The organism is Paenibacillus sp. LRG-1 (assembly GCF_057220305.1).
Window position 1 is genome coordinate 806,176 of sequence record NZ_CM170126.1, and the last position, 22,613, is coordinate 828,788.

Here is a 22,613-nt window from a genome sequence, read left to right on the forward strand (position 1 = left end):
ATGGATAGCATTTTCCTAAGGAGGAAATAAAATTGATGCATGCTGATAATAGATTACTCATTGCTGCTCTAGGCGGTGTTAATGAAATCGGGAAAAACATGTATTTTATCCAATACGATCAGGATATTGTCGTTATCGATTGTGGTTCCAAGTTTCCTGATGAGAACTTGCCTGGTATTGACCTCATTGTGCCGGATGTCACCTATCTGCTGGAAAATCAGGATAAAGTCAGAGCGCTCATTGTGACTCATGGGCATGAGGATCACATCGGAGGTATTCCCTATCTGCTGAAGCAGATTAATATGCCCGTTTATGGAACAAAGCTCACCATCGAATTAATTAAAATTAAGTTAAGGGAGCACAACCTTTTACGTGATGCTGAGCTTCATCTTATAGATGCGGATTCAACCGTTCAAGCGGGAACGATTCAGGCATCCTTTTTCACTACCGTCCACAGTATCCCGGATTGCCTGGGTGTCTTTTTTCAGACACCGGAAGGAAATGTGGTCCATACCGGGGATTTCAAATTCGATATGTCTCCCGTCAGTGGACCTTTCCCCGATCTTCATCGCATGGCTGAAATAGGAAAGAAGGGGGTAAAAGTGCTGCTCTCCGAAAGTACAAATGCCGAAAGGCCAGGATTTACTCCTTCAGAGCGTTTGGTTGGCGGACATATTTTGGATGCTTTTGCCAGAGCCAAACAGCAAGTATTTATTTCTACGTTTGCATCCAATGTGAACCGTGTCCAACAAGTCATTGACGCGGCTGTAGAAACAGGCAGAAAACTCGTTCTACTGGGTCGCAGCATGATAAATGTGGTGTCAGTGGCTAAGGAGCTGGGTTTCTTGCACATGCCTGAGGACTTGTTGATTGAGGCGGGAGAAACAGAACGGTTTCCTGCAGAAGAAATTGCTATTTTATGTACAGGAAGTCAGGGTGAGCCAATGGCTGCACTGTCCCGTCTAGCCAATTCCCTGCATCCCAGAATCGAAATTTTGCCTGGTGATACTGTAATCATTGCTGCAGGAGCCATACCCGGGAATGAACGGAATCTTTCCCAGGTCATTGATAACCTGTACGTACTGGGCGCCAACGTTATTTATGGATCAGGCAGCACCACAGGGATGCACGTGTCCGGTCATGGCAGCCAGGAAGAATTAAAATTAATGATGACCCTGATGAAACCCGAGTTTTTAATTCCCATACACGGCGAATTCAGGATGTTGTATCAGCATCGTCAGCTAGCGGAGTCTGTGGGGATTCCGATGGAGAATGTATTTATCGTCCATAACGGTGACACTGTTCAAATCGAAGAGGGAAGGGCATCTCTGGGGCCCAAAGTATCAGCCGGCAATAGCTTGGTAGACGGATTGGTGACAGGGGACGTAGGTAATATTGTACTGCGAGACCGTAAAAAGCTTTCATCAGACGGAATGCTGATTATTGTGATGACGTTGAGTAAAAACGAGAAGCAAATGCTCGCAACACCAGAGGTCATATCAAGAGGGTTTGTATATGTTAAGGATTCCGAAGAGCTCATGAGTCAGATCCACGACACGATTATGTCCACAGTGAACGAGTTAACAGAAATCGAAATGAGTCAGTGGGGACTGATTAAGCAGATGTTAAAAGATGATGTTGGCCGGTTTATTTACAGTCAGACGAAGAGAAGACCCATGATTTTACCTATCATTATTGAGGTATAGAATAGCGGCAAATGTCAAAACAAGATGGAGCTTGTTCTTTACGCCATTTTAAAAAAAAGGCTTAAATCAGTAACATGACTGATTTAAGCCTTTTTGATTTCCTTCCTACTTTTCCTATAAGAATGCGGATGTAATGGCGGTTTGCAGCGCAGCGGAGGATTTGAATCTGGAGAAGCGACAGCGTTCGCCTTTGCCACGGAATTCTTACCCTTAAATGTTTTATATAATCAAGAGAATCCCGTGGCAACAGCGATCGTAAGATCAAATCCTACGCGCAGCGTCTTAATCGCTTACGGCCGCTTGGGTTCCTGCTGTATGCCCTGTCGTAAACGCCGCTGTAATATTATAACCTCCAGTGTAACCGTGAATATCGAGAATCTCACCGCAGAAGAACAATCCAGGCATCAGCTTGGACTCCATTGTTTTCGGATTAATTTCCTTCAAATTCACACCGCCCCCGGTAACAAATGCTTCCTTCAGAGAGAGCGTACCGTTCACACGGATTGGAAACGCCTTAATGCGATGAGCAAGTTCTTGCCACTGCTGCTTGGGAATATGATCATAGGTCAAGTCCTCACGCAGTTCGGCTTGCTGGAGCAACAATGGAATTAAGCGTTCCGGTAAATAAGGCTTAAGCACGTTTTTGATCGCTTTTTTAGCATCGACCGATGCCAATTCCAGCGTCTCACGGTAGACTTCATCGGCATGTTTGTGAGGCTGCAAATCGAGAGTCAACAACACCGTGTTCACCTTATCCTTTTTCATTCCCTTGACGACAAACTGACTGCACCGCAAAGCAGTCGGGCCAGATAGACCAAAATGTGTAAAAATCATATCTCCTTCATGGACGACAACTTTCTTTTGCTTCGCATTCCATACGGTCAGACTGATGTCGCGTAAGGATAGTCCCTGAAGCTCTTTCGTCTGGATAAACGTCTCGCCTGAGGTCAACGGCACCTCTGTTGGATATAGCTCCGTAATGGTATGCCCTGCTTGTTCTGCCCATGCATAGCCGTCACCTTCCGAGCCTGTATGCGGGACGGATTTGCCACCAACGGCTACAATGACATTACGGCTATGTAGGATTTTACCGGAACGCAGTCGCACCCCAGCTGTATGACCTTCAGTGTAAATAACCTCTTGAACAGGACTGCTTGTCCGAATCTCGACTCCTTGAGAGCGTACCTTGTTGATCAGAGCATCGACAACTGTTTTGGCTTTGTCCGTCACTGGAAACATACGCCCGTTGTCTTCTTCCTTTAAGGCTATACCCAACTGTTCAAAAAAGGCGATGATATCCCGATTGCCGAAAGCCGCCAGTGCACTGTGCAGAAATCGGCCATTGCCGGGAATGTGCCGAATGAGTTCGTCCAGCTCTTTGGCATTCGTGACATTGCAACGGCCTCCACCAGAGATCCCCAGCTTACGCCCGAGTTTATTTCCCTTTTCCAGCAAAATCACCTTGGCACCTTCACCGCTGGCAGCAGCAGCAGCCATTAATCCGGCTGAGCCGCCTCCGATCACAATAACGTCGTAAGTCATTAACCTCTTCCTTTTCGTCGACAAATTTTCAAAATCATTCAGAACGGCGTAACCGATTGTTCATCATAACGTAATACCGTCACTTTAGATAGTTTTCGAGTACAGTAACGCGTATATCTTTCAATTGTAGGGATATGGATTGCGTAAAAACGCTCCTCTTATAAACATCTAGTATTTAGCAAATTTTGTCGTTCTACACCGGGATTTTAACACATATATTGTAATATATTGTAGCCTGTGCTTTAATTCAACTAACGGCGTCAAGGAAAGATGATGAGGGGGAGAAGTCCTTGTTAATTGCGTTGAAGGAAAGTGTGCTCCAAGTTCTCCTTGCCGTTATATCGGCGGGTTTTTTCTCTATATTAACGGATTATGGGGATAAGAAAAAGGTTTGGGGTGGCAATCTGCTTCCTGGACCCAATCAAGGAATACTGTATTTGTGTTGCTTGCCAGCCATATTGCTATGTACACTCTTTCAATATCAGTCTCCATATGGTCTACCTTCCAATCTCGGTATTATTCCCCTTGCAGTTGGCATCATGTACGGTAGACGTCGCACTGCCTTCGTGCTCGCCGCTTCCGCACTGATGGGAGTCCTAATTATAGCCCAGTCGACAGAAATGTCCCCGATGTATGTGGGCACGGGTTTTATCCTTTTTCCTTTTATGCTCCTGCATGTCAAGTTTTTTCAAAGAGGAACAATGTTGGACAAAAAGCTCCTGATCTCCGCATATGTTGTGGCTGATATGCTGTTTAAGGCGATATTTCCGCTACTGTGGGGCAAACAGGATATTGCGGTATACATTCCTGACTTACTTACAACGTTTTGGAATATTGGTGCAGGGGTACTGGCAAGTTTTACGGTCGTGAGCCTGATGCATAATGCCTTTGAGAAGCTGGCGTTACGGCGTGATGTGACTGAGTTTACGAGCAAATATTTAATTGAAGTGGATAAGCTGCGTCAAGTTATGGATTTGATGCCGTTATCTCTTGTTACTTTGGACAGCGAAGAACGAGTTATACATATGAACAAAACGATGCTGGAACTCTATCGGGACTACGATCCCTACATTACGCTGCCTGAGGTAGTAGGTCGTCCATTCACCTCGTTATATGGTTTTAGCGCTTTGCCTGCGGTTAACGAACGAGTTGCGAAAGCGTTGGAAGGAGAGGCGGGGGCTGATTTTATAAATGTTACCCCAAAAGTATTCTTCTCAAGTTTCCTTCCTATTCGGGATAAACATGCAAACCAAACGACAGGTGTCATTATCGCCTTGCAAGATATTACAGAGCTGGAGACGCTGCGTAGTGAGCTAGGCAATTTTGAAAGGCTCAGTCTGGTTGGACAGATGGCAGCAGGCATTACTCATGAAATACGTAATCCGATGGCGGTTGTGCGTGGTTTTTTACAGCTTATGCGTGAGAAAAGCCCAGAATCCCTCAACCATTATTACCGCATTGTGATGGAGGAACTTGACCGGGCGAACGGGATTATTAACGATTTTCTTTCACTGGCCCAGAATCGAATTGTTGAGAAGGAGCAATGTCATCTGCATGATATTATTCGCGAACTGACGCCTTTATTGTGGGCAGATGCGAATCTGAGGGGACAGACGATTGAGCTAAAGTTAGAGGATCATGTGACGATGCTGCATTTGAACCCTAAGGAAATGAAGCAATTGCTGCTTAATTTATCGCGTAATGCGATGGAAGCTATGGGGGAAAAGGGAGTGCTGACCATTTCGACTCATGAGGAAGGGGATTTCGTGGAAATGGAAGTAAAGGATACAGGTCCGGGAATTCCGCAAAAGCAGCTTGAAAAGCTGTTCCAACCTTTTTACACGACCAAAACGAAAGGTACAGGTCTGGGTCTGGCCTTATGTCAAAGTATAGTGGAGCGTCATCACGGTACAATTGCCGTAGATTCGGTGGAGGGAATGGGCACGCAGTTTAAAGTTCGATTGCGTAGAACCGTTCCGACTTACCGGGATCATTCTGAGTTTCCTGTCATGAATTCGATACAGAAATAATCGTGCAAATATATAGCCGGATTTTTGCAAATTACGTGAAAAAGATTGTATAATGAAGTTTAGATGTCCATGCCTTTACTACGGCAAAGGATGAAATTAGAAACGTAGTATACATGATTTTTGGAAAAGGAGTGAAAGAATATGTCTATGTCTTTCGATCAATATATGAGAGATTCAGTTCAGCCAATGCGTGATGAACTGACGAATCTTGGGATTCAGGAACTGCGTACTTCTGAAGATGTGGAGGCCAAGCTGCCTAATGCTAAAGGTACAGTGCTGGTTGTTGTGAACTCGGTATGTGGTTGTGCCGCAGGCCAATGCCGCCCAGGTGTGGCTGAAGCACTGAAGCATGATCTTACGCCAGATCATCTGTATTCGGTTTTTGCCGGACAGGACAAGGAAGCAACAGCAAAGGCTCGCGAATTTTTCGCGCCTTACCCACCGTCTTCCCCTTCTATCGCGCTGTTGAAAGACGGCGAGCTGGTTCACTTCATCGAGCGTCATCAGGTGGAGGATCGTTCGGCAGATCAGATCGCTGCTGATTTGACCAGTGCATTTGATCGTTTTTGCCGGTAAGACTGCTCAAGCTATGCCCCGCATTTTTCGCCTGCGAAACTTGCCGGGGCTTTTGCATGTTGGCTTGTGAAGGAAATTCCTAAAAAAGAGGTGCTTATCTGATGAGTTTGCAGGAACAGATTATTGCTGAATTGGGAGTACAACCTACGATTAACGTAGAAGCGGAGGTCCGCAAGCGTGTGGATTTCCTCAAGTCGTATGTAACGAAAACGGGAAGCAAAGGGCTGTTGATCGCCATCAGTGGCGGGATTGACAGTGCCGTAGCAGCCGCTTTGTGCAAGCGGGCTACAGATGAATTGACGCAGGAGCAAGGGGACGAATACAAAACGCTGGGTGTATTCCAGCCATATGGCCAACAGGAAGATATCGAGCATAGCTACGCGGTAGCCAAAGCGTTCGACCTGAAATATGCTGGGGAAACGAACATTAAGGAAGCCGTGGACAAGGTTGCCGTGGAAGTGGAGCATACGTTAAAGGATATCGGTCTGGAGCGTTCCATTACTCCGCAAGTGAGAGGGAATGTAAAGGCAAGAACACGTATGGTGGTTCAGTACGCACTCGCGAATGAGCTGAATCTGCTCGTCGTTGGCACAGATCACGCTTCAGAAGCCATCACAGGCTTTTATACCAAATGGGGCGATGGAGCGGTCGATATTACGCCACTTAGCACGCTTAACAAACGTCAGGTGCGCTTGCTGGCCAGCTATCTCGGAGTTCCGCAGGCCATTTTGGACAAAGCGCCTACAGCAGGATTGTGGGAAGGCCAGACGGATGAAAAAGAACTGGGGATCTCCTACGAAGCAAACAGCGACTACCTAGAAGGCAAGGAAATTGACCCCGCGGCACGCGAAAAGCTGGAAAGCTTCTTTACACGTACAGCGCATAAGCGGACAAGCATCCCAGGAGTGTAAGCATTAATCATTATGGAATTGTAAAATGCTCAAGTGAGGATTTTGCAAAAATCCAATAAGCGATTTTCAATAAATAATATATAGATCGAAATGGTCTAGTTCGTCTATATATTGCACTTGGAGCGAATGGAATCGAATTTTGCAAAATCCTGAAGTAAATAAATGCGGCGATCCGCCCGGCGGATCGCCGTTTGTATTGAAGGGGCAATAATTAATTGGCGATCCACTCAATGAAGCGGCGAGTTTCGGTAATCGCTTGATCGAGTGGAAGACTGCCTCCCTGGAATGGATGAACGGTATTAAAGGTATGAGTGCCGCCTTGAATTTGTACCCATTCGATGTCGGGACGAACGGAAGTGAGCAGGGCAGAGCCTTCCCGTAGACGTTTGGAATCTTCGGTTCCCTGGATCAGTACAGCTGGGAGCTGGCTGTTGGCAAGTCTGTCTACAATGGCAAAACGCTGGCGATTTTGTTCCAGGTCTTCCAGAATGACAGCATCCAGCGGAAGCTGTTGTCCGGTTCTGGCGTTTTCCACATAGCTGCGCCCCTTGGCGCGCATTTCTTCTTTTTGCGGTAAAGTAAACAGATCAAGATCTGTCACGCCATTCCATGAAATGACGCCAGCAATCTCACCGGGATGATCTAGAGCATATACAAAGCAGCTCCCCGCGCCTCGGCTATGTCCTAACAGAAACAACGGCAATTCTCTGAACTCATGACGTGCTCTCAGATTGGATAGCAATAGTTCCAAATCCTCTTGTTCGCGGCTATAGGTGTTGCGTGCGAACTTTTCCAGCTCGGTAAAATTCTCTAGATCCTCACCTATGCCATTATGTGAAAAGTTGAAGGTCACAACATGGTTATCCGTACTCAATGCTTCTGCTATATAGGGGAACATGCCCCAATCCTTAAATCCTTTGTAGCCGTGAGCGATGATGAGCAGGCTTTTGGCTGTATTTTTAGCGGGAAACCAGGAAGCCCGGATCACCGCATCTGTTCCTGCTTCGGTACCTGCTTCAACAATAATGGTTTCTGACATCCAATCCTTCCTTTCTACGGGAATTTTTTTAAATGGGCATATCAGCTGAATTTCAAAACATTCACCTATAGCCTTTCTTATTTTAACATATTTTGGTGCCGGTTTTACGCCTTTGTGACTCGCCAGGGTGTGGACGCACTGTTACAATAGATCCAGTAAAGTAAAAAGGACGGGGAATACCCAAATGATCTACGGAATTGGACATGATGTGCTGGAAATAAACCGTATGGCTAATATTTTGGCAGGTAAATATGCAGATTCGTTTTTGAATCGGGTGCTGACCCCGGCAGAACGTGAGCTTGCTGTGGAACGCAAGGGTAGACTAACGGAGTTCGTAGCAGGGCGCTTTGCCGCCAAGGAAGCGATAACGAAAGCCTTCGGTTGTGGAATTGGGCAAATCATCGGGTTCGGCGATATGGATATTTTACCGGAACCTGGGGGGAAGCCAGTAGTTTATTTGTCTTCATCCGCGTGGGATAGACTGAGGTTGCCGTCTACAGGTGACTCGAATTACAGCATTCACTTGAGTATTACACATCAGCCTAACATTGCCTCTGCTTTTGTGATTGTCGAATATAAGGAGATGTGATGTGATGACTACAAATACATTGGAACAAAAGCGTTATTTCAGCTTTGAACTGTTGAATTGGTATACACGTAACAAACGCGATTTGCCGTGGCGCCGCCATCGGAATCCTTTTTATATCTGGATCTCGGAAATTATGCTTCAGCAGACGCGTGTGGATACGGTCATTCCGTATTTTAACCGCTTTATTGCACGTTTTCCTACAATTGAAGCGCTGGCGGAAGCACCCGAAGAGGATGTGCTTAAGCTGTGGGAAGGGCTGGGTTATTATTCGCGGGCCCGGAATTTGCAAACTGCGGCAAAACAAGTAGTTGAGCTTCACGGCGGGCAGGTACCGGATGATACACAAGCTGTCGCTGCACTGAAAGGAGTAGGCCCATATACGACGGGGGCGATTATGAGTATCGCCTTTAACCGACCAGAGCCTGCTGTGGACGGGAATGTGATGCGTGTGCTGTCGCGTTATTTTCTCATTGAAGAGGATATTATGAAGGGTAGCACGCGGGCGCATATGGAAAGTCTGGTACGGGAGCTGATTCCCGAAGGAAGAGCCTCTGATTTTAATCAGGCTCTGATGGAGCTGGGGGCGCTGGTCTGCACGCCGAAGTCGCCTCATTGTCTGACCTGCCCGGTCATGGAGCATTGCTCGGGCAGATTGGCAGGTCGCGAGGAGACACTGCCAGTCAAGACCAAGGCGAAGCCGCCGCGGCTGGAGCCGCGCTCCGTCGCTCTCATCGAGGGCAGCGGAGCGAACGCCGGCCGCCTGCTCGTACGGCAGCGCCCGGCCAAGGGCCTGTTGGCCCGCATGTGGGAGCTGCCGCATGAGCTTGCCGGGCCGGAGGGCTACAACGGCCCGGTGCCGGATGAGCCCGCCATGGACCATTTGGCGGCTCATTTGCTGGCAGAGGGCGTGCTTGCGCGCCCGGTGCGGTTTGTACGTGAGGCGGAGCACACGTTCAGCCACATTCACTGGAACCTACGTGTGTTCCAGTGTGAAGAGGTCGCCGCCCCTGCCGGGGAGGCGGGAGGACAACCGCTGGCTGCCGAGCAGCGGGCCAGCTACAGTACCGGAGCGAAGCCGGGGGCGTTGATTACGCTGGCAGAGCAGGCGGAGTACACGCGCAATGTGCTGCCAGCGGGGTACCGCTGGATCAGCGAGGCGGATATGGCCACCTTGGCATTTCCCAAGGTGTTCCTTGATCTGATCACCGAGTATTATGCGAATCAAAAAGAGAACTGATGTTAATTGAATAGCTGTCAGCAAAAAATAAAGTATTAGACTGAGCCTAGAAAATGGAAACAGTGACAACCAAGGACGAGAAAATAAAGTACGAGACTGTCGCTGTTTCCATTGAACTAACGTTTCCCGTTAGCGGAATGCTCGCTAACCGTAACAACATTAGACGTACCTTTCTCGCGTATTGTTCTCTCCCCCCCTAGAGTCTTCACTCTTGTCCCCGATGGGGTTAGATTTGATTTCACATAACAAGCTATCTCCCCCTACCTGAATAAATAATATTCCTTAACTGGATGACCTGACTTTTAAGCTCTTTCTCTCTCTCCAAAAAGTAGAGCGAAGCTTGCAGCAACGGGAAGTTCGGTTCCGCTTTACGAGTTTCGTTCTGGATAAAATGGTAAACCTCTTTCAACTCCGAACGATGTTTTGCGCCGGATGGAAGAACATTAAGGGCCGAATCCATCTCCCGGAACAGCTCGGTAAGGAACTGCTCTCTCTCCCCTTGGCGGTCCTCGAGCCCCCAGCTTAAATACCTCTCGAACGAAGCCTGTTTCAGCAGAGGCTTCAGGTTAGAGGCCATCATATGCTTAACGAGCACATTGAGCTTATCCAAAATGAACCTTGCCGTTTCCTCAAGCGATAGAGACTTTTCTTCATAAACGATCCAAAATAAGTACTCCTTCAGAATCGCACGATAGATGGAAACCAAATCCCACAGGAACGGATAAATTTCTTCGCCATAAACCTGTATCAAGCACTCTTTATGCCATCGGATGAGCCGCCCTCTAACCTTGTGTCTAAGCGGCTGGAACTTGGGATCCTGTTGGATGGGGAGCTCCGTGAATTCGACCAGAATATGCTTGTATTCCATAAAATAACGGAATCGCAGAATGATCTGCTGCAGAAACTGCTCTTCTGGCGAGAGTTCGGGAAAGCGTTTCAGTTCATCGACTTGATCAAAATAGGCGTTATGGCATTGATCAAACACCTCGCTGAAGAGGTCTTCCTTGGAAGGGAAATATTTATAGACTGATCCTTTGGCAATACCGCAATCCTCGGCAATATCCTGTATCGTCGTCGAAAGAAACCCATGTTCCTTAAAAAGCTTCATCGCCGATTTTAAAACCTCTTCCCTTGTCACACTCATAAGAAAAATCTCCCCCTTGACTATTCATGAATGATAGTACAAAATACGAAACATGAAGTCAAATGACTATATGTTCGCGTAATTAAACATACGGTCAAATCGAAGAGATGAGGAGAACATACAGAATGGAACGATTATGGGATCCACAAAAAACAGCGTTGGTTGTTATTGACTTGCAAAAGTGGATAGGAAATCAATACGCCCCTTATTCTGCTGAGCAGGTAGTGTCTAACGCCGCAGCCTTGGCAGATACTTTCCGTGAGCAAAGCTCAATGGTTGCACTGGTCCGGGTATCTAGTAAAGATTTGAAGGATATCCCGCGTCCTAAGTTGGATTCGCCTGGACCACCCCTGAATCTGCCTGAAGGATGGGATCAAATCGTCCCGGAAATGCGGGTCACCGAGACAGACCATATCATCACGAAGAAGCAATGGGGGGCTTTTTACGGAACGGAGCTCGACCTTCAGTTGCGCCGCCGGGGAATTGATACCATCGTCTTATGCGGCATCGCTACTGAGTTGGGCGTTGATACGACTGCGCGGGAGGCGTTTATGCATGGGTATCAGCTGATTTTGGCGATTGATGCTATGACTGGATTTTCCGAAACCGGGCATGATTACGTAAAAAATTTCATTTTTCCACGCATCGGGCGTACCCGGACAACACAGGAAATCCTCTCTGCCCTTTCAGGCAACTGTTTATAGTTGAAAAAATGACTTTCCCATTCCCCGTGTATTATTTGACCGAATACACGAAGAACGCCACTGCTTGAAACTCGCTTTGCGTTTGCTGGGAATCTCATCTGGCCATACTTAAAGGACGATTATGTGTTCTCAGGGTGCACATATTGGCTGACGGCATGGGATACGACCTGCTGCACCAAATATACAAAGTAACCGCTGAATGATATAGAGCGAACGGCTCGTCGCAATTGGCACGCGCTTCTTGTATAGCAACCAGCATGAGTTCCGCAGTGCCCAATGGGACGAGTACGCCTAGTGGCGCAGCGCTAATGCTAATAAATTTGCATAATTGCCAGTGGAATTGGTGGTGCTCTTTTAAACGGTCTTTTCCAATCATGAGCTGCGCTTTTATTGTCTTTCGTAAGGCCATACGATTTATCGAAAGCTTTAAACTATCCTGCCCGTTAGCTTAATGAAGCAACGTCAGTCTAATACTTTAATTTTCAGTCTAGAACTTTATTTTCTTTTGACAATAGCGGCAGTATGGACATGAGGTTGATCCATGCTGCCGCTATTTTTCTGTTTTTGGAATGAATATGCCTAATTTAGTTGCGAACGAAGCGTGTTATTCCTGGGGATTTTTTCGGTATTCGGATGGAGTCACCTTGTTGACCGTTTTGAACATTTTGGAGAATAGGAGTACATCTTTATACCCTACAGACCGCGCAATATCTCCGATTTTAAGGGAAGTATTTCTTAATAGGGAGCACGATTTTTCAATCCTCAAATGTAATAAAAATTCCTGCGGTGACTTATTTAGTTGCTGTTTAAATAAACGATGCAAATACGAACGGTCAATTGAAATGTACTTGGCAATGTCACTTACGGTAATGAAGTGTGAATAGTTTTGCTGAATGAAGAGAAGCGCTTCTTTAATATACCGCTGCTGTCTTACCTCATGGTTGACTTCCTGATTAGGGTAATGTTCAAACATCAAATACAGAAATTCATATAGCTTGGATGCAAGCAGTAGGTCTTTGTTGGATTTCAGTGTAGAAGAAACGACGATGCTCTCCATACAGCGGGCAAGGCTGCCCTCTGCTTCAAACCGGAAAATGGGATTGTCCCTATTGATACAGGTCCGGCTTAGATATTCTTTTGCTTGCACCCCATTAAAACCAATCCAGGCATATTCCCATGGGTCGACTTCGTCCGCTTCGTAGTAAATTAAAACCTTCGGCTCAATGAAGAAAGCATCGTTTTTCTCCAAATGATAGATTTTATCGTTGACTTTAAAGATCCCTTTTCCTTTTAAAATATAATGCACCATATACCCGCTTCGAATGGCTGGACCATAAGAGTGCTTGCTGGTACAGCTTTCTTTGCCACATGTGTATAAATTGAGATCCAGGTTGTTATAGGAATGATTGGAAAAGTGCGAACTCATTTGTTTTCACCCCTTAATTCATCTCTGTATATTATCACACCGTTTCATATAGAGTCTACATTATTCCATATAATTATTAAAACTATTCAATTATTATTAGGATGTAAACAATAAGAAAACAACATAATTTATAATTTTGAAAAAACGTACTATTGGCGCTATAAGGGGGTTGCTATGACTATACACATCGATAAAGAGAATCTTTTATTCCATTTACAAGGCAGCAATACGAGTTATGTCATGCAGGTTATACGAGATGGTTATTTAGCCCATCTGTATTGGGGAAAGAAAATTCAGAACTATCGGGGAAGCAATAAAATCATCTTTATGGATAGAGGATTTTCACCCAATCCGGATGGCTCGGATCGAGCCTTTTCACTGGATAACATCCCACAAGAATATCCGTCATTTGGAAATAGTGATTTCAGGATTCCTGCGTATCAGCTTCAATTGGAGAATGGTTCTACCGTGACAGACTTTCGGTATAAAGAACATCAGGTTTACCAAGGCAAGCCAAAATTGAAAGGGCTTCCTTCTACTTATGCAGAGGATGATGGCGAAGTAGAAACTCTGGAAATCGTCCTTGAAGACCCATTAATTGATGTAAAGGTTGTACTATCCTATAGCCTATATCAAAAGTGGGATGTCATCACCCGTTCAGTCCGGTTCGATAATGAAGGTCGGCAGCAGCTAAAACTGCTTAAAGCGTTAAGTGCTAGTGTGGATTTTCGTGATGATGAATACGAACTAATTACCTTGTACGGTGCGCATAATAATGAAAAAAATATAGCAAGGCGAAAAATTTTACCCGGAATTCAAATGGTAGACAGCTGCCGTGGAGCCAGCAGCCCTCAACAGGCACCCTTTATGGCACTTGTAAGAGAAGGAACAGATGAAGAACAGGGTGAAGTGTACGCCTTTAATCTGGTGTACAGCGGGAACTTTACGGCACAGGCTCAGGTAGATTCCTATCGGAACACAAGAGTCGCGATGGGGATTAATCCTTTTGATTTTACATGGCTGCTTGAACCGGAGGAATCCTTCCAAACGCCAGAAGTGGTCATGGTATACACCGAAAATGGATTGGGCGGCATGTCGAGAATTTATCATGAATTATACAGGAGCAGATTATGTCGTGGGCCTTTTCGTGACAAGGAGCGGCCGATCCTGATTAATAACTGGGAAGCCACCTACTTTAACTTTGATGCCGACAAGATTGAGCAGTTGGCGAAGGAGGCTCAAAGTGTAGGAGTGGAGCTGTTTGTACTGGATGATGGGTGGTTTGGAAAACGGGATGATGACAATACTTCATTAGGCGATTGGGTGGTGGATCGTCGCAAACTTCCAGATGGATTGCCGGATCTTGCAAACCGCATACGAAATCTGGGTATGGAGTTTGGTTTGTGGTTTGAACCTGAAATGGTATCCATAGACAGCAATTTATACAGAAAGCATCCAGATTGGTGTATCCATGTCCCTGATCGTCCGTATACGTTGGGAAGAAATCAACTGATGTTGGATTTATCGAGGAAGGAAGTGTGTGAGTACATTATTAAGTCGGTTTCCGATATTTTATCGGACGTTCCAATTACTTATGTAAAATGGGACATGAATCGTCACATGACGGATGTGGGTTCGGCAGCCTTGCCGCCTGAGAGACAAAGGGAGACTGCGCATCGTTATATCCTGGGACTCTATAATATTATGGAAGAGCTTACATCAAAGTTTCCCCATGTCTTATTCGAGAGCTGTTCTAGTGGAGGAGGCCGTTTTGATGCCGGTATGCTCTATTACATGCCTCAGACCTGGACGAGTGACAATACGGATGCCATTTGCCGACTGAAAATTCAATGGGGAACAAGTCTTGTCTACCCTCCAATTACCATGGGGGCACACGTCTCCACAGTACCCAACCATCAAGTGGGCAGAATAACTCCCTTGGAGACAAGAGGTTATGTCGCCATGGCCGGGAATTTTGGATATGAGCTAGATTTGACGACATTAACCGTTGAGGAAAAAGAAATAGTAAAAAAACAGATAGCTCTATATAAAGAAATGAGATCGCTCATTCAATTTGGGAAGTTTTACAGAATAATTAATCCGTTTGATGAAAATGAAGCCGCATGGAGCTTTGTATCAGAGGATCAAATGGAAATGGCGGCCAGCTATTTCAAGATTTTATCCCAACCTGCTGCCGCGATTAAAACATTAAAATTTAAAGGTCTGAATCCAGACTACGTTTATAGAAATGTAGAAACCGGTGAGCTGTTCGGCGGTGATGAATTAATGCATGTCGGCATAACACTTGCCAGGGTAAAGCAGGACTTTTTAGGCATGTTCTGGAGATTTGTTAAAGAAGACATCTGACTCAGCTAGAGGAGGTTTTACTAGATGGAAGCAAAAGAAAAGCAGTATAAGCAAATTTCTCAAGAAATTTTAAAATATATCGGTGGTGAAGAGAACATTATCGGTGTGGCCCATTGTGCCACAAGATTAAGAATTGTACTTGAGGACAATGAAAAAGCGGAATTAAAAAAGATTGAAGATATTGATCTGGTTAAAGGCGTTTTCATAGCGGGGGACCAACTGCAGATCATTTTTGGAGCAGGGTTGGTCAATAACATCTATGCCGTGTTCTCCAAACTGACCGGAACAGAAGATATGTCATTAAGTGATGTCAAATCGAAGTCCGCACAAAAGCAAAATCCTTTTCAAAAGGCCATTAAATCGCTGTCAGATGTCTTCATTGAGATCATGCCGGGAATTCTTGCTGCCGCATTGTTAATGGGGATAACCGGGCTGTTAGGTCAGAAGGGGTTATTCGGTCCTAAGTCAATTGTGGAGATGTATCCAATTTTTCAAGGGATCAATCGCTTCGTTCAAATCGTTTCCACGGGTATTTTTACAATCCTGCCGCTGCTTGTTGTTTATTCCGCAACCAAGAGATACGGCGGTCGTCCTATTCTGGGGCTTGTGCTGGGTGCGATTATGCTTCATCCGGCACTGGCAGATGCTTTTGAGGTAGCTAAAGGGAGTCAAAATCCGGAATCGATCAGTCTTTTCGGCCTTCCCGTACAGTTGGTTGGATTTCAGGGCGGTATTATTATTGCTCTAATGATGGGATATGTGGTAGCCAAGTTGGATCAGTTTTTTAACAAAAAGGTTCCAGACATGATTAAACTATTTTTGGCTCCGTTGCTGACGGTCTTTATTTCTTCCCTGCTATTGTTTACGATTATCGGCCCTCTTGGGCGAGAGCTAGCCAGTCTGGTCACCGTTTCGCTGCTTTGGATGACGCAAAACCTTGGGATATTCGGTTTTATGTTTTTTGCAGGCATTCAGCAGATCATTGTTATTACAGGCTTACATCATGTTATGGGTGCGGTAGAAGCGCAGCTGTTAACCGATACAGGCAGAAATTTTATCAACCCATTGGCATCAGTAGCTTTGATGGCTCAAGGGGGCGCCGTTTTGGGGTATATTCTTTTGAATCGCAAAGACACCAAGGTTAAAGAAATGGGTTACTCTGCATTCGGGTCTGTACTTTTTGGAATCTCCGAACCAGCGATCTTCGGGGTCACTTTAAAGTATAAGTTCCCCTTGGTTGCTGGATGCCTTGGAGGAATGATTGCGGGAGCATATGTATATTTAAGCAAGCTGACAGCCATAGGATTCGGAACCACGGCTCTTCCTGGCTTTGCAATTGCAGCGTCAGAGAACCATGGTCATATGAATTATCTTATCGCTCATCTTATTGCCCTGTTATGTGGAGCATTATTTACATTGGCTTACGGTGCTATCAAGAGCAAGAGGTCAACACTCTGAACCAAGAGAGTATTGATAAGTTGAATAACTTAATCAGTTACAATCAGGCTTTATGAAAACGGTTAAAAGAAGAGAATATGCGTGGAATGGACAAGAGAGTATAGATGAAAAAGTAAAAGAGCCGTCCTCAGTCGTTAAAAAAGACCGAGGACGGCTCTGAGTCACATGAATATACTTGTATGTTCGTTAAAGCTAATCGATGCCACCATCGCTTTCAATCAGCCCTTTGCCGATTACATTGGCCGAAACCGGAGGCTTGCCTAGCTCCCGAGACCATATGGACAACTGCCCAATATGGTGGATTTGGTGGGCGATGACATGACGCATCACCTCGCCCCAGGCATCAATTACAATCCTGCCGTCTGGGAGGTGATCTTCAAACCTTTTCCGTTCCAGACCATCATGCCAGGCGAGCACGAACGGCTCGACATCGAGTCGAAACTTTGCATCCAGCTCACGGACTTTGTCGAGCGTATCATACAGAGAGAAGTCCTCCTGAAAGTCGGGTTTGCCCTGAATCGTTTGAATCCAGCTCCACTCCACATCAACGATATGAAAGAGTGTCTTTAGAATGCTGCCGACTCCGCCGACGCGTTGTTTCAGTAATTCCTCCTGCGACACCTCTTCACACCAGCGGTACCATTGTTCCCGAATCATCCAGTTGTAACGAAAAAAAGTCTGCATCCATCAACCTCCAGAGCTGTATTCGAGAATCATCTCCACCAGTTTACCATGGTATGCCAAAAGGGCTGTCTCATTCGTAGAAAATCTACTTTTGAGACAGCCCTTTATTATAGGATAGAGATGTTGTTACTGGCTTATTTCTTTGCAGCCGCGTAACGTTTGTTTACTTCATCCCAGTTGATTACATTGTAGAATGCTGCAATGTAGTCTGGGCGTTTGTTTTGATATTTCAGGTAGTAAGCATGCTCCCAAACGTCCAGTCCAAGTACCGGAGTCAGACCTTCGGACAGCGGGCTATCCTGGTTTGGAGTGCTAGTGATCGCCAGTTTGCCGTCTTTGCCGACAACCAACCAAGCCCAGCCGCTACCAAAACGTGTTGTAGCTGCTTTAGTGAAGTCTTCTTTAAATTTGTCGTAGCCGCCCAGCTCGTTGCTGATTGCTTCAGCAATAGCACCTGTCGGTTGTCCACCGCCGTTAGGACCGATAACTTCCCAGAACAGGCTGTGGTTGTGGTGTCCACCACCGTTGTTGCGAACCGCAGTGCGGATGCTTTCAGGAACGCTGTCCAGATTGGAGATCAGATCCTCCAGGCTTTTGCTTTGCAGTTCAGGAGCGCTCTCCAGAGCTGCGTTTAAGTTCGTTACATATGTGTTATGGTGACGATCATGGTGAATTTCTACTGTCAGTGCATCAATGTGCGGTTCCAGTGCGTCTTTTGCGTAAGGAAGTTCTGGTAATTGAAATGCCATAGTAAAATCCCTCCTGGTTATATGGTTGGGTAAGTGTTCCTATGTAATAATACCCTCGACAGTTATATTAAACCGCATTCAGCCTATTTAATCAACATTTTTGTTTGTAAAATAGCAAACTGGGCAATACGGCCTGGTAGCTAGCATGTCCAAAAACCCGATTTGAATACATAATACCTAGGTAATAAGAGGTAAATTGTGAACATTAAAATGTAAACGCTTTATATACAGCGCTTACATGAGAAAAAGGGATGTATTCCATCAAAAAGTATGGTTTAATGGTCAAGGAAGCAGAAATTTCGGCTTTTTTGTCGTCTGCTATAATCTGTCATGTCTATGACATGACGAACTTGAGGGCATACACCCTTTTCCTGTTCTTCATTTCATATATAGCAGATCGTATGCATTTTTATCATAATGCCTTGTGATTAACACCATGATAAGAAATTTAAGGATTTATGTAAAAATGACGGTGCTGTCTCAATTTTTTTATTATGCTTACGAAAAGGGAGATATTACTTATGCACGTTCGTTCCTTTCAATTAAGTGATGTGAACTCAGTAACGGAACTCATGCAAATTGCCTTGTCAGAGGAGTGCTACAAAGAGACGGTGAGTGCGTTTGCCCGTCAGCTTTCGTGGGATTCCGGTTTGATCATCGTTGCAGAAGAAGAGGGTGAGATCGTTGGTGCTTTGATCGGCACGATCGATCAGAATGATGGTTGTTACTATCGTATCGCTATTCATCCGGATCGTCGTCGGATGGGAATCGGCAAATCGCTTGTGGAATCCATGGAGCAGCGTTTTCAGCAACGTAAGGTTAGCCGTATTTGGGTAGCAGGGGACAAGCATAACAGTGCGGCCATGCCTTTGTACGAAGCGATGGGCTATGGAGCAAGCCAGATTTTACAGGCTTTTCAGAAGCTGAGTATTTTGGCGCCTCATTAATCGGGAATCGAAATAAAGAGAATTGAATAACATTAAGTATAATATTTACATTTAGAGCATATCTGAGTAACCGTTGCAATCGGGTACGGGATATGCTTTTCTATTTATAACAGGGTTGAGGAGGTTTAATTATGGACGCTTTGGCTCCTTCGTCAGGCCCACTTCCCTCGCCGGAAACGTCCAAACCAGCAGGTCGCTCTGGTTACATACGCGATTGGTTAGTCACCCTTCTGATTGCCATGGTCGTCTTGCTGCTTCTGAACCTGTTTGTATTTAACTTGTCCACGGTCAGAGGACATTCGATGCAGCCGACGTTAATGGAAAGTCAGCATTTGTTCGTCAACAAGCTGGTTTATAATTTTCATGATCCGGGCAGGGGGGACATTGTGATTTTAAAAGATCCCGATTCCAAGCTGTCGAGTCCAAGATTTTTAGTGAAAAGAGTCATAGGTATTCCCGGAGATGTAATCCGAGTTGAACATAATCATTTGTATGTGAACGGTGAACTGCTAAATGAACCTTACACCAACTCTGACGTGGAGGATGGTGATTATGGTCCTTTTACGGTGGAGCAGGAGCACTTTTTTGTCATGGGAGATAATCGCCATACTGCAGCAAGCAAGGATAGCCGCTATTTTGGCAGCATTAAATCTCAAGATTTACTGGGACGTGCAGAATTTATATTTTGGCCGATATCTGAGTGGAAATGGCTATAGAGCAACTAAAGTCTGAAATTAATGCGGAACACGTCCGAACCGATCTGGACCATGACGGAGCAGGAGGTTACCGATGAGGAAAGGAAGAGGATGATGAAAGAAGTGATGGTATATACCGACGGTGCTTGTTCGGGAAATCCGGGTCCTGGGGGCTGGGGGATTGTTTTGCTGTATGGGGAACATCGTAAAGAGCTGTCAGGTGCCGAGAAAATGACGACAAACAACCGTATGGAGATCAAGTCCGTGATTGAAGCACTGAAGCTGCTCAAGGAGCCTTGCCATGTGAAAGTACATAGTGACTCTGCCTATGTGGTCAATTGCTTCAAACAGGGCTGGATTAAGAACTGGCTTCGTAATGGCTGGCGCAACAGTAAAAATCAGCCAGTGGAGAACAAGGAACTATGGGAAGAACTGTGGGAACTGATGGGTAAGCATGAGGTTGAATATGTGAAGGTTAAGGGGCACAGTGACAATGAACTGAATAATCGCTGTGATTTTCTGGCGACCAGTGCTGTTAAAAATTTACGGTAGCATCTGCTGCTGTTTTCTGTTGAAATTTGAGATATGAGAATTTTGCAAATCCTCATATCTGTAATGATGAAAAGTGGAAGAGAGGTGAGTATCGGATGCAACGCGGATTGACTCAGGCGGCTGCCGGAACCGCTTCGACTTGGGCTTCGCTCAAGCAGGAAATTATTGAGGCAGCTCCAGGGCTGGGTATCGACTCCATCGGGTTCGCATCCGCCGACCCCTTTCTGTCTCTGAAAGCTATATTGGAAGAGCATCGTGCGAAAGGCTATGAATCCGGCTTTGAGGAGCCAGATATTGATAAGCGGATCTACCCGGAGCTGTATGGCTCACAGCCTGCATCTCTGATTGCTATTGCGGTGGCGTACCCTTCCAAAATGAAGGACCCGCCGAAGTCGGACAAGGGGAAGTACCGTGGTATTTTGGCACGTTCAGCCTGGGGGAAAGATTATCATCTGGTACTACGCGAAGCGATGGAAAAGCTTGAGGCTTTTATAAGTGAGCGGGTACCTGATGCCATATTGAAAAACATGGTGGATACCGGAGAATTGTCGGATCGAGCCGTTGCGGAACGCGCAGGGATTGGCTTTAGCGGCAAAAATACGATGATGATTTCACCGACGCTGGGATCATGGATTTATCTAGGTGAGCTGTTGACGAACATTCCTTTCCAGCCAGATGAACCGGTAACGGATGGTTGCGGCGAGTGTACCAAATGTTTGGATGCCTGTCCTACGGGCGCGCTTGTGGGTCCTGGACAGCTGAATGCCCAGCGGTGTGTGTCCTTTTTGACGCAAACGAAGGGCTTTCTGGATGAGGAGTTTATGCGGAAGATAGGGAATCGGCTATACGGATGTGATACCTGCCAAATGGTATGCCCCAAAAATCGGGGTCTCAACTGGGATCACCATCCCGAGCTTACACCCGATCCTGAAATTGTGAAGCCGTTGCTGCTGCCGTTATTGGATTTGAGCAACCGTGAATTCAAAGACCAATTTGGACAAAGTGCGGCGGCTTGGCGGGGGAAGAAGCCCATTCAACGCAATGCAGTCATTGGACTGGGCAATTTCAAGGATATCAGCGCGGTGCCCAAGTTAACGGAGGTTTTATTGGATGATCCGCGTCCCGAGCTACGAGGCACGGCGGCGTGGGCTTTGAGTCGAATAGGAGGGGAGAACGCTATGACAGCGATCAAGCAAGCATCAGAGAAGGAACAACATGAGCAAGTACGCGAAATGATCGCGCAAGCGCATTCCAAACTAGAGGAACAAGAGCAGGCAGAACAGCAAAAGGCGTCTGAATTACCAAAATCAGAAGTAACGGCCGGAGATTCACAGGGTCCAACCACCATTTATTATGATGAGATGGAGACACCTGTGGGCACGTTGACGCTGTGCGCTACGGATCGGGGGCTGTGCCGAATAGACTATGGCGTTTTTCATGCAAAGGAAGCACTGCTTCAGCAATGGGCCCGAACATGGATTGGGGAATATGTCTATGTGCAGGAGCCGGAAAAACTGCGCGAAGCCGCGGACCAACTGCGTGAATATTTTGCGGGAGAACGACGGGAATTCAGTATAGCCTATGATTTGAGGGGCACTCCTTTTCAAGAGCAGGTATGGCGTGCATTACAAAATATTCCGTACGGACAAAGTGTGTCCTACAAAGATATTGCAGAATCGATCGGACGAGCCAAGGCGGTACGTGCTGTGGGTGGAGCCAATAACAAAAATCCGTTACCCATTCTGTTTCCATGTCACCGGGTATCGGGTGCAAACGGAAGTTTGGTCGGTTATGCTGGAGGCTTACCAGTCAAGACGAAGCTGCTGGATTTGGAGAAACAATAAGGACATATGTTTGCAAAAAGTGATTTGCTAGCTGTCCCATGTTTTGCTATGATAGGTTCGTGCAATTCAAGATGTTTCATATAAATATACAGAGGTGACGACTTCGTGGTGTGGAATATTGTCATTCCGATTATTACCCTGATTGCTGGTTTGGTTGGGGGATTTTTCATCGGTGCTTATTATCTTCGTAAACAGCTTGAAAAGATGCAAAACGACCCTGAAACGCTGCAAAAAATGGCCAAACAGATGGGTTACAACCTGAATGGGAAACAAATGCAAAAAGCCCAGCAGATGATGAAGAACCAACAGTTCTCCAAAAATCAGCCTGGTCCGCGTAAAAATCAGGGCCGTCGGAAATAATGAGCAACGTGAGCACGGATGCCGCATGAGGTTGCTGCATAGAGGAGGATTAC

The 22,613-nt window shown here is 46.0% G+C and carries 20 protein-coding genes; 14 read left to right on the plus strand and 6 right to left on the minus strand.

What is annotated here, in order from left to right; translation table 11 throughout:
* Positions 1 to 35: 35 nt before the first annotated feature.
* On the plus strand, positions 36 to 1,706 hold the full coding sequence (locus tag ACUUJN_RS03605; protein ID WP_484669731.1) for a ribonuclease J: 1,671 nt from the start codon (positions 36 to 38) through the stop codon (positions 1,704 to 1,706).
* Positions 1,707 to 1,988: 282 nt separating this feature from the next.
* Here the strand turns inward: ACUUJN_RS03605 and ACUUJN_RS03610 are convergent, their stop codons facing one another.
* Entirely contained in the window at positions 1,989 to 3,248 is a 1,260-nt protein-coding gene (locus ACUUJN_RS03610; protein ID WP_340859197.1) for a BaiN/RdsA family NAD(P)/FAD-dependent oxidoreductase, read from the minus strand.
* Positions 3,249 to 3,538: 290 nt separating this feature from the next.
* Here ACUUJN_RS03610 and ACUUJN_RS03615 point away from each other — a divergent pair, with 290 nt between their 5' ends.
* The 3 genes from ACUUJN_RS03615 to nadE all read left to right on the plus strand — a co-directional run bounded on the left by ACUUJN_RS03615 (position 3,539) and on the right by nadE (position 6,765).
* Positions 3,539 to 5,278, plus strand: coding sequence for a two-component system sensor histidine kinase NtrB (locus tag ACUUJN_RS03615; protein ID WP_028541021.1), 1,740 nt, complete (start codon positions 3,539 to 3,541; stop codon positions 5,276 to 5,278).
* Between the two features lie 141 nt (positions 5,279 to 5,419).
* On the plus strand, positions 5,420 to 5,854 hold the full coding sequence (locus ACUUJN_RS03620) for a BrxA/BrxB family bacilliredoxin (protein ID WP_023986978.1): 435 nt from the start codon (positions 5,420 to 5,422) through the stop codon (positions 5,852 to 5,854).
* Positions 5,855 to 5,955: 101 nt separating this feature from the next.
* Complete coding sequence (gene nadE / locus ACUUJN_RS03625) at positions 5,956 to 6,765, plus strand: ammonia-dependent NAD(+) synthetase (RefSeq protein ID WP_025722646.1); 810 nt, start codon at positions 5,956 to 5,958, stop codon at positions 6,763 to 6,765.
* Positions 6,766 to 6,976: 211 nt separating this feature from the next.
* Here the strand turns inward: nadE and ACUUJN_RS03630 are convergent, their stop codons facing one another.
* Positions 6,977 to 7,804, minus strand: coding sequence for an alpha/beta hydrolase family protein (locus ACUUJN_RS03630; RefSeq protein WP_069080781.1), 828 nt, complete (start codon positions 7,802 to 7,804; stop codon positions 6,977 to 6,979).
* Between the two features lie 184 nt (positions 7,805 to 7,988).
* Here ACUUJN_RS03630 and acpS point away from each other — a divergent pair, with 184 nt between their 5' ends.
* Together acpS and mutY are read left to right on the plus strand one after the other, a co-directional pair.
* On the plus strand, positions 7,989 to 8,393 hold the full coding sequence (gene acpS, locus ACUUJN_RS03635; RefSeq protein WP_023986981.1) for a holo-ACP synthase: 405 nt from the start codon (positions 7,989 to 7,991) through the stop codon (positions 8,391 to 8,393).
* 4 nt (positions 8,394 to 8,397) lie between these two features.
* On the plus strand, positions 8,398 to 9,630 hold the full coding sequence (gene mutY / locus ACUUJN_RS03640; RefSeq protein ID WP_340859204.1) for an A/G-specific adenine glycosylase: 1,233 nt from the start codon (positions 8,398 to 8,400) through the stop codon (positions 9,628 to 9,630).
* A gap of 250 nt (positions 9,631 to 9,880) precedes the next feature.
* On the opposite strand, the gene ACUUJN_RS03645 is transcribed toward mutY, so the two are convergent.
* On the minus strand, positions 9,881 to 10,774 hold the full coding sequence (locus ACUUJN_RS03645) for a TetR/AcrR family transcriptional regulator (RefSeq protein WP_029515796.1): 894 nt from the start codon (positions 10,772 to 10,774) through the stop codon (positions 9,881 to 9,883).
* Positions 10,775 to 10,899: 125 nt separating this feature from the next.
* Between ACUUJN_RS03645 and ACUUJN_RS03650 the strand changes: the two genes are divergently transcribed.
* Positions 10,900 to 11,478: a hydrolase gene (locus tag ACUUJN_RS03650; protein WP_029515795.1), complete on the plus strand. Its 579-nt coding sequence runs from the start codon at positions 10,900 to 10,902 to the stop codon at positions 11,476 to 11,478.
* 604 nt (positions 11,479 to 12,082) lie between these two features.
* On the opposite strand, the gene ACUUJN_RS03655 is transcribed toward ACUUJN_RS03650, so the two are convergent.
* Positions 12,083 to 12,904 carry an AraC family transcriptional regulator gene (locus ACUUJN_RS03655; protein WP_348624361.1) on the minus strand — a complete coding sequence of 274 codons (822 nt, stop codon included), beginning with the start codon at positions 12,902 to 12,904 and terminating at the stop codon, positions 12,083 to 12,085.
* Between the two features lie 174 nt (positions 12,905 to 13,078).
* On the opposite strand from ACUUJN_RS03655, the gene ACUUJN_RS03660 reads away from it, so the two are divergent.
* Together ACUUJN_RS03660 and ACUUJN_RS03665 are read left to right on the plus strand one after the other, a co-directional pair.
* Positions 13,079 to 15,271, plus strand: coding sequence for an alpha-galactosidase (locus ACUUJN_RS03660; RefSeq protein ID WP_340859209.1), 2,193 nt, complete (start codon positions 13,079 to 13,081; stop codon positions 15,269 to 15,271).
* Between the two features lie 24 nt (positions 15,272 to 15,295).
* Positions 15,296 to 16,729, plus strand: a complete 1,434-nt coding sequence (locus ACUUJN_RS03665) for a PTS transporter subunit EIIC (RefSeq protein WP_340859211.1) — start codon at positions 15,296 to 15,298, stop codon at positions 16,727 to 16,729.
* Between the two features lie 192 nt (positions 16,730 to 16,921).
* On the opposite strand, the gene ACUUJN_RS03670 is transcribed toward ACUUJN_RS03665, so the two are convergent.
* Together ACUUJN_RS03670 and ACUUJN_RS03675 are read right to left on the minus strand one after the other, a co-directional pair.
* Positions 16,922 to 17,413 (minus strand): DinB family protein, encoded by a 492-nt coding sequence (locus ACUUJN_RS03670; RefSeq protein WP_028541012.1) that lies wholly within the window; start codon positions 17,411 to 17,413, stop codon positions 16,922 to 16,924.
* A gap of 134 nt (positions 17,414 to 17,547) precedes the next feature.
* Positions 17,548 to 18,162: a superoxide dismutase gene (locus ACUUJN_RS03675; RefSeq protein WP_023986992.1), complete on the minus strand. Its 615-nt coding sequence runs from the start codon at positions 18,160 to 18,162 to the stop codon at positions 17,548 to 17,550.
* A 521-nt stretch (positions 18,163 to 18,683) separates the two neighbouring features.
* Here ACUUJN_RS03675 and ACUUJN_RS03680 point away from each other — a divergent pair.
* The 5 genes from ACUUJN_RS03680 to ACUUJN_RS03700 all read left to right on the plus strand — a co-directional run bounded on the left by ACUUJN_RS03680 (position 18,684) and on the right by ACUUJN_RS03700 (position 22,560).
* Positions 18,684 to 19,109 (plus strand): GNAT family N-acetyltransferase, encoded by a 426-nt coding sequence (locus ACUUJN_RS03680; protein ID WP_023986994.1) that lies wholly within the window; start codon positions 18,684 to 18,686, stop codon positions 19,107 to 19,109.
* A 131-nt stretch (positions 19,110 to 19,240) separates the two neighbouring features.
* Positions 19,241 to 19,825 (plus strand): signal peptidase I, encoded by a 585-nt coding sequence (gene lepB / locus ACUUJN_RS03685; protein ID WP_068939422.1) that lies wholly within the window; start codon positions 19,241 to 19,243, stop codon positions 19,823 to 19,825.
* A 93-nt stretch (positions 19,826 to 19,918) separates the two neighbouring features.
* A complete protein-coding gene (gene rnhA / locus ACUUJN_RS03690; RefSeq protein ID WP_023986996.1) occupies positions 19,919 to 20,356 on the plus strand; it encodes a ribonuclease HI in 438 nt (145 codons plus the stop codon).
* Between the two features lie 95 nt (positions 20,357 to 20,451).
* Entirely contained in the window at positions 20,452 to 22,200 is a 1,749-nt protein-coding gene (gene queG, locus ACUUJN_RS03695; protein ID WP_068939420.1) for a tRNA epoxyqueuosine(34) reductase QueG, read from the plus strand.
* A 105-nt stretch (positions 22,201 to 22,305) separates the two neighbouring features.
* On the plus strand, positions 22,306 to 22,560 hold the full coding sequence (locus ACUUJN_RS03700; RefSeq protein ID WP_013308742.1) for a YneF family protein: 255 nt from the start codon (positions 22,306 to 22,308) through the stop codon (positions 22,558 to 22,560).
* Positions 22,561 to 22,613 lie beyond the last annotated feature (53 nt).